A 10,485-nucleotide genomic window follows, 5' to 3' on the forward strand; every position below is an offset into this window, starting at 1 on the left:
CGGCTAGGCTCTCGGGCCTTTGCCGGGCGGCGCCAACTCACCTTCCCGCTATGGGGTCTTTGACCGATACGACCCTCAGAGATTTTCCAGCATCTCGGTGACCAGCGCGGCGATCGGGGAGCGCTCCGAGCGTGTCAGCGTGATGTGGGCGAAGAGCGGGTGGCCCTTCAACTTCTCGACCACGGCGACCACTCCGTCGTACCGGCCGACCCGCAGGTTGTCCCGCTGGGCGACATCGTGGGTCAGAACGACCCGCGAATTGGCGCCAATCCGGGACAGAACGGTCAGCAGGACATTGCGCTCCAGCGACTGCGCCTCGTCCACGATCACGAAGGCGTCGTGCAGCGAGCGGCCCCGGATGTGCGTGAGCGGCAGGACCTCCAGCATCCCGCGGTTCAGCACCTCCTCGATGACCTCGCGCCCGGCGACCGCCGAGAGGGTGTCGAAGACCGCCTGCGCCCAGGGGCTCATCTTCTCGGAGGCGTCCCCGGGCAGATAGCCGAGATCCTGACCGCCCACCGCGTACAGCGGCCGGAAGACCATCACCTTCTGGTGCTGCCTGCGCTCCAGGACCGCTTCCAGCCCCGCGCAGAGCGCCAGCGCCGACTTTCCGGTGCCGGCCCGGCCGCCCATCGAGATGATCCCGATCTCGGGGTCGAGGAGGAGGTCGAGCGCGATGCGCTGCTCGGCGCTGCGGCCGTGCAGCCCGAAGGCCTCCCGGTCACCGCGTACGAGCTTCACGTTGCCGTCCGACGTGACCCGGCCGAGGGCCTTGCCGCGCTCGGACTGCAGGACCAGTCCGGTGTGCACGGGCAGTTCCGCGGCCTCCGGCACATAGAGGCGGTCCTCCGAGAAGAGGAGGTCCACCTGCTCCCCGGAGAGACCGATCTCGCTCATGCCGGTCCAGCCGGCATCGGTGATCGCGAGCTCGGCACGGTACTCCTCGGCGATCAGCCCCACGGAGGAGGCCTTGATGCGCAGTGGGAGATCCTTCGAGACCACCGTGACGTCGTAGCCCTCGGCCTGGAGGTTGCGGGCGACCGCGAGGATCCGGGAGTCGTTGTCCCCCAACCTGAAGCCGGCGGGCAGGACGCTCGGGTCGGAGTGGTTGAGCTCGACGCGCAGGGTCCCGCCCAGATCGCCCAGCGGGATGGGGGCGTCCAGGCGACCGTTGCGAACCCGGAAGTCGTCGAGCAGGCGCAGGGCCTGGCGCGCGAAGTAGCCGAGTTCGGGATGGTGCCTCTTTGCCTCCAGCTCGGTGATCACCACGATCGGGAGCACGACCTCGTGCTCGTCGAAGCGGGAGATCGCATTGGGGTCTGCCAGCAGGACGCTGGTGTCGAGGACGTAGGTCCGCCTGTCTTGCAGGCGGCTCTTTGTGCTGATCACCACGGAAGGACGTACCCCCTCGGAAGAGGTCGGGCCATGAAGACCGGACCGGTCATCGGCACCCATGCCAGGGCCGATTTCCGGCCCTCCACTCCGTCCGTGCGAACCGCACGTGCGTCCTGGTGCAAAGGGCCTCCCGGGCGGACGACCCCATGCCGTCCGCTGAGACACGACACCCGTGGATCGGGCATCGACCTGAAAGGGATATTCCCCGAACAGGCCAGGCCATGCCATGGCATATGACGGACGCTCGGTGAATCCCTGGTGAAGGCTTCGCGGGAAGGGGGGCGCCCGGGCTGACGGGACAGCCCTCAGGGGGTGCGGTGGGTGCGCTTCAGGGGGCGAATCCGGCCTGATCGGCACGGCTCCCGGCCCTGTCGTCAAAGTGCCGACAGGCCGGGACTTTGACGACAGGTCCGAAAGGGGCGGCAAAACCCCTACGGGGAATCAGGTGCCGTAGCGCCGGTGGCGGGCGGCGTAGTCGCGCAGTGCCCGCAGGAAGTCGACCTTACGGAAAGCCGGCCAGAAGACTTCGCAGAAGTAGTACTCGCTGTGCGCGCTCTGCCACAGCATGAATCCGGACAGTCGCTGCTCGCCGCTGGTGCGGATGACGAGGTCCGGGTCCGGCTGGCCGCGCGTGTAGAGGTGCTCGGCGATGTGGTCGATGTCGAGGATCTCGGCGAGCTCCTCGAAGGAGGTGCCCTTGCGCGCGTGCTCCAGCAGCAGCGAGCGGACCGCGTCGGCGATCTCCTGGCGGCCGCCGTAGCCGACGGCGACGTTGACGAGTATCCCGTCGACGTCGCGGGTGGCCTGCTCGGCCTCCTTGAGGACGTTCTGGGTCCGGGCGGGCAGGATGTCGAGGTTGCCGACGTGGTGGACGCGCCAGCGGCCGTCCGCGGCGAGGCCCCGGACGGTGTTCTCGATGATGTTGAGCAGCGGGCGGAGCTCGACCTCCGGCCGGTCCAGGTTGTCCGTGGAGAGCATCCACAGGGTGACGACCTCGACGTCCGTCTCGGTGCACCAGCCGAGCATCTCGGAGATCTTGTCGGCGCCGGCCTGGTGGCCCTGCTCCGTCGTCCCTCCGGACGCTTTCGCCCAGCGGCGGTTTCCGTCCAGGATGACGCCGATGTGCTTGGGCGCCGCGTCATGGTCGAGGCGGCCTTCCACCCGGCGTGCGTAAAGCCTGTACACCAGGTCGCGCAGCTTCACGATCTTCCAGCCCCTCCGTGCCTTGCCCCCGTGCGAAATGCGGTCCCACCCCGAGTCGGCCACATTACTGCGCGCCGGGATCGGGTACCCAACTCGGTCTGTCACAGCTCCGTGATAGGGAGGACAACGTGACTGATATCAATCCCTATCGGGCAGAGCCCTCGCGCTACGACTCCATGGAGTACCGGCGCACCGGCCACAGCGGCCTCAAGCTCCCCGCGATCTCGCTCGGCCTCTGGCACAACTTCGGCGACGACCGCTCCCTGGAGTCCCAGCAGGCGATCCTCCGCCGGGCCTTCGACCTCGGCATCACCCACTTCGACCTGGCGAACAACTACGGGCCGCCGCCCGGCTCGGCCGAGCTGAACTTCGGCAAGATCTTTTCGCAGGACTTCGCGGCCTACCGCGACGAGCTGATCCTGTCGACCAAGGCCGGCTACCTGATGCACCCCGGGCCGTACGGCGAATGGGGCAGCCGCAAGTACCTGCTCAGCTCGCTCGACGCCTCGCTGAAGCGGATGGGCGTGGACTACGTCGACATCTTCTACTCCCACCGCTTCGACCCGGAGACCCCGCTGGAGGAGACCATGGGCGCCCTCGCGTCCGCGGTCCAGCAGGGCAAGGCCCTGTACGTGGGCGTCTCCTCCTACACGGCGGACCAGACGGCCGAGGCCGTGCGGATCCTGCGCGGGATGGGTGTGCGTCCGCTCATCCACCAGCCCTCCTACTCCATGATCAACCGCTGGACGGAGGAGGACGGGCTGCTGGACACCCTGGAGGACGTCGGCATGGGCTGCATCTCCTTCGCGCCGCTCGCGCAGGGCATGCTCACCGGCAAGTACCTGAAGGGCATCCCGGCGGACTCGCGCGCCGCGCAGGGCAAGTCCCTGAACCCCGACCTGCTCTCGGACGAGGTGCTCCGCCGGCTGACGGGTCTGAACGAGATCGCGGCCCGCCGCGGGCAGTCCCTCGCCCAGCTGGCGCTCACGTGGGTGCTCCGCGACGACCGGATGACCTCGGCCCTGATCGGCGCGTCGAGCGTGCCGCAGCTGGAGGAGAACGTGGCCGCGCTGGCGTCCGCGCCGCTCACCGAGGCCGAGTTGAAGGAGATCGACTCCCTCGCCGTCTCCACCCCCGGCACCAACATCTGGGCCCAGCGCGGCTGACCTGCGCATTTGTCGCGCTGCGCGGTCGAGCAGCAGGAAAACAAAAAACGGGCCGGTCCGTGGGGGGGATACGGACCGGCCCGAGGGGGGGGTTCCACCATAACCCTTCGTAAAGCATGCTGCGTGCATCGGCGCAGAATGATTACGCTCCGAAACCGCCCAGCAGCACTCCGGTGAGCGCTCCGGCCGCCATGAAGGGGCCGAACGCGTACCCCTGATTGCGCTCGTCGGGGCCGCACAGCAGCACGTACATCCCGTACAGGGCCCCGTAGAGCAGGCCGAGGAAGGCCCCCGCGGACCATACCCCCCACCCGTACCACCCAAGAGCGACCCCCAGCGAGAGCGCCAGCTTGACGTCGCCGAAACCCATGCCGGCCGGGTTGATCAGGTGGAGCAGCAGGTACGCCGCTCCGAGCGCGCCGCCGCCCAGCAGCGCGAGCCGCCAGGACCCGGCGGAGCCGGGCGCGAGGGCCGCCGCTCCCAGCAGCGCGGCGGCCGCGGCGGCGAGCGGCAGGGTCAGGACGTCCGGCAGCCGGTGGACGGCGCGGTCGACGAGAGCGAGCAGTACGAGCAGCGGCGCGAGGCCCACGTAGGCCACCAGCTCGGGGCGCACCCCGACGGCCGCCGCGAGCAGGGCGCAGACCGCCGCGGTGAGCACGGCCAGGGGCGCGGCCCGCCGCCCGTACGCGTGCGGGACGCCGACGGGCTCGGCCGGCGGCCGGCAGCGGGCCGGGCCGAGCCAACCCCGCCATCGGCCGGCCAGCCGGTGTCCCTGCGGGCAGCGGCCCTGCCAGGGCTCCTCCGGGCCGACGGAGAGGCGGTAGGCGGGGCGCGGCAGCAGGAGCCCGGCGACCACGCCGTACCCGGCGGCGAGAACGATCATGAGCACACCCGTCATCCGGCGAAGGTAGAACACCCCCTAAGGTGGCCGCCATGGCGCACTGGCAAGACGGCCGGGCCGTGCTGCGGGTCGGCGCGGACCCTACGGAGATCCCGCTGGAGGTCGCCGCCTCGTACGGGGCGCGGACCCGCGGGCTGCTCGGGCGGGACGGGATCGACGGCGCGATGCTGCTGACCCCCGCGGCGAGCGTGCACACCTTCCGGATGCGGTTCGCGATCGACGTGGCGTACCTCGACCGCGAGCTCGGCGTGCTCGCCGTGGTCACCATGGCGCCGGGCCGGCTCGGGCTGCCGCGGCCGCGCTCCCGGCACGTCCTGGAGTCGGCGGCCGGTGCCATGGCGGGCTGGGGCCTGCGGGCGGGAACCACCATCAAGGTGGACGTACCCGGGCGTCTCACTCGCCGCTAGGCGAGGCTCCTCACTGGCAGTAGGTTGGGGCGGTTGAGCTGGGGCATCAGGGGAGCGGCATGACGGAGAACGCGCGGATCAAGGCGCTGGAGCAGATCATGCCGGCGACGCACGGCGCCGACGAGGACATCGACTGGCCGGCGGCGGAGGCCGTGTGGGGGACCCGGTTCCCGGCCGATTTCATCGCGTTCATGGGCCGCTTCGGAGCCGGCTCCATCAACGGCGAGGCCAGCATCCTGCTGCCGCTGCCCAAGCCCGGCCTCCAGTGGGAGCCGGCCGGGATGGCGGAGGAGACCGACAACGCCCGGCAGACGTGGGAGGCGGAGGGCGGCCGCTCCGCGTTCGACGTCGACCCCGAGTCGATCATCGCCTGGGGCGTCACCGGCGGGTCGGACATCCTGTGCTGGCTCACCTCCGACCCCGACCCGGACCGGTGGCCGGTCCTGGTCTGCGGGCGGCACACCGCCGATTCCTTCGCGGTGTATCCGTACGGCATGGCCGAGTTCCTCCACCGGCTGTGCGCCGACGAGTTCGACGTGAGCCCCGTCAGCATCACCTTCTGGGACGGCGGCCACCTCAGCTTCGTGCACTGGCGCAAGGCCCAGCGGCGCTGGCAGGAGGGCCGCAACCCCGAGACGGGCGAGCCCGACCCGTACGCCGGCGAGTTCGCCGACTAAGGGCTGTCCCGTAATCCCCGGCGGGCGCACGACGCCGACTACGGCACCTCGCCGCGTTGTCGGAACGCCCGAATACGCCCAGCATGGGGGCGCCCCTCCGCCTTGCGATGCACCGCATCCGACGCCGGGCGCCGATCCACCGGGGATCACGGGACAGCCCTTAGCCGCGCTCAGCGCGGCGGCCGAAGAGCCCTCAGGAGCCCCAGAACCCGTTCCCGGACCGGAAACGGGCTTTTTGGCATGTCTACGCGCGTCCGCTCTGTGGATCACATATCGGAAAACACCATCAGGAAAAGCCGCACTTGGAGCATTGCCCACAAGTACGCCCCCAATGGAATCAACCGCCCCTCCCTCAGGAGAGAATTCCGGCCAACGGGCCATCGAGGGACACCCCAGCCCGGAGCAACTCATAAGTAATAACGGGATCCAAAAGAAAATCAGGGGAATACACCCGTGCGACGAAGAATTTCCGGCACGACCGCCACCACGGCCGTGCTCGGTCTGCTGATACCGCTGGCCGGATGTGGCGGCTCGGAAGACGGTGCAGGTGACAGCGGTACGCTGCACCTGGTTGCCGCCGAATACGGCGACAGCCCGGCCACCAGCTCCAAGCCCTACTGGGAGAAGATGGCGGCCGATTTCACGGAGGCGAACCCCGGCATCAAGCTCGACGTGAAGCTCCTGCCGTGGGCCGACATCGACCGCGAAGTCTCCCGTATGGTCAAGGCCGGCAAGGCGCCGGATGTGGCACTGATGGGGTCTTACTCGGACTTCGCCGCCCAGGGGAAGCTGTATCCCGCGGACGAACTCCTCTCGGTCACCGCCGAGGCGAATTTCCTTCAGCCGCTCGCCGACGCGGGCTCCGTCGGCAACACCCTCTACGGCCTGCCCTTCGTGGCGAGCAGCCGTCTCCTCTTCTACAACGAGGCGCTCTTCACCAAGGCCGGCATCAAGGAGCCCCCGAAGACCTGGACCGACCTCAAGGCCGACGCCAAGGCGCTCAAGGACAAGGGCGTGAAGTACCCCTACGCCCTGCCGCTCGGCCCGGAGGAAGCGCACGCGGAGGCGCTGATCTGGGAGCTGAGCAACGGCGGCGGCTACGCCGACAGCAGCGGCAACTACAACCTGGCGTCCGAGCAGAACATCGCGACCTGGGCCTGGGTCAAGCAGGAGCTGGTCGGCCCCGGACTCGCCGGTCCGACCCCGCCGTCGCAGCTGAACCGCGCCGACGCCTTCGCCGCCTTCCTGCGCGGCGAGGTCGGCATGGTCAACGGTTATCCCTCGCTCGCCCACGAGGCGCGCGCCAAGGGCATCAGCGTCTCGACCACCTCCATGCCCGTCTCGGACAACCTCGGCACCGGGGTGCCGCCGCCCACCGTCGGCGTCGCCGACTGGATGATGGCCTTCAAGCAGAACGGCAAGCGCGCGGAGATCGGCAAGTTCCTGGAGTTCATCTACCAGGACAAGAACCTGTCGGACTTCGCCGACCGCTACCACCTGCTGCCGTCCACCGTCACCGCCTCGCGCACCCCGGCCGGGGGCGGCCTGGACAAGAACGACACGCAGTTCCTGAACGCGCTGCGCGGCGCTCAGCTCTATCCGGTCAACGACCCGTCCTGGCTGACGGTCAGCGACACCATCAAGCGCAACATCGGGCGCGCCGTGGAACCGACCGGCAGCCCGAAGGGTGTGCTGGAGGACATCGCCCAACAGGCCTCCCAGGCCTCCAAGAAGCACTGAGAAATTTCTCGACACGGGACCTCAGACCCCTGCCGCAGACCACCCTGTGCGGCACCATGGCCCTACGGCACTTGATCCAAGGCCTCGGCCCCGTCGCCCGACGAGCACCCACAAGGTGCACGGGGCGGCCGGCCTCCACCCGGACCCTCAGCTCTGCGGCCCGTGATGCGAGGCGAACGCCGTCCGGTACTGCTCGCAGCTGGAGTCCCAGCGCAGCGTGCCTCCCAGCGTTCCGTAACCCGACCGCGTGACCGACCACTCCACCGTGTACTCCCCGGTGTCGCACGCGATCCGCTTGCCGCCCGCGACCTTCTCACGCCCCGTCGGCGGCTTCCCCGCCAGCTCCTTGCGCACTTCCCCGACCTTGACCCGGTCCGCGTTGCGCAGCACCGCGTGCACGACGATCGGGTGCCCGCCCTCCTTGACCGTCACGGCCTTCTTCACCACCGTCGAGTCCGACACCGACCAGGCGAACTCGTACGAGGGCAGCCACGCCAGGGTCTTGGGGTCGCCGGAGCGACGCTCGTGTTCCGGCGCGGCCGCGGGCCCGGGGCGGGTGACCGTCTTGTACTGGACTCCGGGGTGGAAGCGGAGCTGCCCCTCCACCTTGTGCATCTCGTCCTTGGTCCACATCGACTTCATGGACTTCTCGCCGCCTGCCGGGTCCTGGAGGTACACGCCCTCCGCGGCGGTGGCGGCCTGGCCCAGGAGGGGCGCGAGGGCGGCGGAGACGGTGGCGAGGGCGAGAGCGGCGATCCGGGTGCGCTTCATGCCCGGACCAACGGGGCCCCGCGGCGTGCCGGAACGACGCCGGGCGCGCTTTCACCCGTACGGGAGCGCCCGGTTCCGGTAGCCGCGGAACAGCCGGTGATCAACTCTCGCTCCCGTCCGGAGACAGGACGAGGCGACGACCGCCGGCGGCGCGCGGCGTCGCGGGCCTGTACCGGCGGCGATGAGCGCGGGGGCTGGAGCCCGCTCAGGAGGCTGCCCAGGAGTCGGCTCAGGCCTGACCGGTCTCGAAGCGGCTGATCCGGCCGCCGCCGGGGGCGATGACGAAGCGCCAGGTGGTGCGCATCTCGCCCCAGGTGTCGTTGCGGTAGTCGACGAGCAGGGTGCGGCCGCCGTCGGACTCGGACTGGACGTCCATGTGGCCGCCGGAGTCGAAGATCTCCCGGTCGATCCAGTCGTGAAGATCGCGGTCGGAGCCGTCGTCGGACATGGTCGCGTCGGCGGTCAGGACCGCGAGGAAGGCGTCCTTGTCGTGCGCGTTGACGGCGGCGACGAGGGAGCCGACCACCGGGTCGGACAGTCTGGCGGGGGCGATGGCCACAGGAGCCTCCTGGTCGGGCGTACGTGCGTCCGTGTCCGACCAGGGAACAACGCGGGCGGGTCCGCGTCGTCGACCGTCACCCGTTCGCCCGGCGGACGGCGTGTCAGGGCGCGTCGGAGGCGGTCCCGGCGTCGGGGGCGGTGCGGACGGGGAAGCCGGTGGGCCGGCCCTCGTCCTTCAGCCAGGCCAGCACCTGGTCGAGGGCGTCGACGGTCTGGGCCCGGTTGCCGCCCCCGTCGTGGAAGAGCACGGTCGGGCCGTTGCCGATCTCGCGCTTGACGGCGTCCACGATGGCGGCCGTGCCCGGCTTGTCGAAGTCCTTGGTGTCGACGTTCCAGCCGAGCGGCCGCATGCCGTGCGCGGCGGCTATGCGCCGGCTGTCGGGGGTGAACGCGCCGCCGGGGGCCCGGTAGTACTCGACCTTCGCGCCGCTGCCCGCGGCTTCCTCGATCAGCTTCTTCGCCTCCAGGATCTGCGCTTCCTGGTAGGCCACGGGCTTCTTGTCCATGGCCGTGTCGTGGTTCATGGTGTGGTCGCAGAGCCGGTGTCCGGCCGCGACCACCTTCTTCACCAGGTCGGGGTGGGCCTTGGCCTGCGGTCCGACCATGCAGAACGTCGCCTTGACGTCGTGCCGTCGAAGGACCTCCAGCACCTTCGGGGTCCAGCGGGGGTCGGGGCCGTCGTCGATGGTGATGTTGACGGCGTTGCCGCCGCTCTCGGACGCGTGGGCTATGCCCTCGGGTATCCCCCCGGGCTGCTGCCCGGGCCGACCGTCGTCACCACGACCGGAGTTGTCGCCGGCGCCCGGCCGGGCCGCGTTCTGCTGGGAGGCAGCGATTCCGCCCGGTCCGACCAGGGCTGCCACGCCCCACACGGTCCCCGCCACGGCGACGGCCGAGGCCACGACGACGGCACCGGCCCGGACGCCCTTCTTGTTCGCACGCGCCAAGAAACTCATGAACTGTCCACTCCCCATCCGCTTCGTGAGCGTTCTGTGGATCAGGACGTTCATCGCCGCCGAGGAGTTCCAGCCAAATAGCCCATAAATTCCCTGTTATGGGACTCTTGGGACTGATGGGACTTTAGTCCTCCATGGAGTTGCATACCTGCCCCCGCGAACACGCCCGAAACGGTCAGGCACTCGGCACCGGACGGCCCGGATCCCACATCGGGGCAGCCGCAAGGGGATCCCCCGGGTGCCCCGCGCGCTCAGGGTGGCGGAGGTCCCGGCGTCGCGACCAGGACGCCGCGCCTTCGTGGACCTGTCCCCCGCCCGCAGCCGGTCCGACGACCGGGCGCAGGAAGAGGGCCGGATGCGCGGCGCCGGAGGCCGCCGCTTCCGCCTGGAGCACCGGGGGTACGACGGCGAACGCACCGACGGCTTCGACGGCTTCGACGGCTTCGACCACGACATCGGCGCGGTCCTCGCGTCGCGTCCGCCGACGCGGCAACGCCGTGGGGCCGCCCTGCGCGCCGTGCGCACCGCACGGGGCCCGCGCCCGGGCGCCTTCGCGCACCCCGGGGAGACCGGCGACCCCACGTCGGCGTCACCGGGCTCCCGGACATGCCGGAAGGCGGCACCCCCGGTCGTCCCGGTGGCGCCGCCTTCCGGGGGGGACCCCAGCTGGTGCGGCTGCCGGCCGGGGGCCGGTGCGGCGCGGCCACG

Annotated in this window: 11 protein-coding genes; 5 read left to right on the plus strand and 6 right to left on the minus strand. The window is 70.3% G+C overall.

Annotated elements, in window-relative coordinates:
- Positions 1 to 75: 75 nt before the first annotated feature.
- Entirely contained in the window at positions 76 to 1,392 is a 1,317-nt protein-coding gene (locus ACWGIU_RS17540; RefSeq protein WP_453706749.1) for a PhoH family protein, read from the minus strand.
- A gap of 444 nt (positions 1,393 to 1,836) precedes the next feature.
- Positions 1,837 to 2,598, minus strand: coding sequence for an isoprenyl transferase (locus ACWGIU_RS17545; RefSeq protein WP_453706766.1), 762 nt, complete (start codon positions 2,596 to 2,598; stop codon positions 1,837 to 1,839).
- A 128-nt stretch (positions 2,599 to 2,726) separates the two neighbouring features.
- On the opposite strand from ACWGIU_RS17545, the gene mgrA reads away from it, so the two are divergent.
- A complete protein-coding gene (gene mgrA / locus ACWGIU_RS17550; RefSeq protein WP_453706751.1) occupies positions 2,727 to 3,764 on the plus strand; it encodes an L-glyceraldehyde 3-phosphate reductase in 1,038 nt (345 codons plus the stop codon).
- 142 nt (positions 3,765 to 3,906) lie between these two features.
- On the opposite strand, the gene ACWGIU_RS17555 is transcribed toward mgrA, so the two are convergent.
- On the minus strand, positions 3,907 to 4,662 hold the full coding sequence (locus tag ACWGIU_RS17555) for a prepilin peptidase (protein ID WP_453706752.1): 756 nt from the start codon (positions 4,660 to 4,662) through the stop codon (positions 3,907 to 3,909).
- Positions 4,663 to 4,697: 35 nt separating this feature from the next.
- On the opposite strand from ACWGIU_RS17555, the gene ACWGIU_RS17560 reads away from it, so the two are divergent.
- The 3 genes from ACWGIU_RS17560 (at position 4,698) to ACWGIU_RS17570 (ending at position 7,489) form a co-directional block, all read left to right on the plus strand.
- Complete coding sequence (locus ACWGIU_RS17560; protein ID WP_453706754.1) at positions 4,698 to 5,072, plus strand: DUF192 domain-containing protein; 375 nt, start codon at positions 4,698 to 4,700, stop codon at positions 5,070 to 5,072.
- A gap of 59 nt (positions 5,073 to 5,131) precedes the next feature.
- Positions 5,132 to 5,749 carry an SMI1/KNR4 family protein gene (locus ACWGIU_RS17565; RefSeq protein WP_453706756.1) on the plus strand — a complete coding sequence of 206 codons (618 nt, stop codon included), beginning with the start codon at positions 5,132 to 5,134 and terminating at the stop codon, positions 5,747 to 5,749.
- A 453-nt stretch (positions 5,750 to 6,202) separates the two neighbouring features.
- Complete coding sequence (locus ACWGIU_RS17570) at positions 6,203 to 7,489, plus strand: extracellular solute-binding protein (RefSeq protein ID WP_453706758.1); 1,287 nt, start codon at positions 6,203 to 6,205, stop codon at positions 7,487 to 7,489.
- A 147-nt stretch (positions 7,490 to 7,636) separates the two neighbouring features.
- Here the strand turns inward: ACWGIU_RS17570 and ACWGIU_RS17575 are convergent, their stop codons facing one another.
- From ACWGIU_RS17575 to ACWGIU_RS17585, 3 genes are all read right to left on the minus strand, one after another.
- Positions 7,637 to 8,260 (minus strand): hypothetical protein, encoded by a 624-nt coding sequence (locus tag ACWGIU_RS17575; protein WP_453706760.1) that lies wholly within the window; start codon positions 8,258 to 8,260, stop codon positions 7,637 to 7,639.
- A gap of 229 nt (positions 8,261 to 8,489) precedes the next feature.
- On the minus strand, positions 8,490 to 8,819 hold the full coding sequence (locus tag ACWGIU_RS17580) for a nuclear transport factor 2 family protein (RefSeq protein ID WP_453706762.1): 330 nt from the start codon (positions 8,817 to 8,819) through the stop codon (positions 8,490 to 8,492).
- Positions 8,820 to 8,922: 103 nt separating this feature from the next.
- The gene (locus tag ACWGIU_RS17585) at positions 8,923 to 9,768 is read right to left on the minus strand and encodes a polysaccharide deacetylase family protein (protein ID WP_453706768.1); all 846 of its coding nucleotides are present in this window, start codon (positions 9,766 to 9,768) and stop codon (positions 8,923 to 8,925) included.
- Between the two features lie 307 nt (positions 9,769 to 10,075).
- Between ACWGIU_RS17585 and ACWGIU_RS17590 the strand changes: the two genes are divergently transcribed.
- Positions 10,076 to 10,485: hypothetical protein (locus ACWGIU_RS17590; RefSeq protein WP_453706764.1), on the plus strand; the 410-nt coding region annotated here is incomplete at its 3' end.

This window comes from Streptomyces sp. NPDC054840 (genome assembly GCF_053611065.1).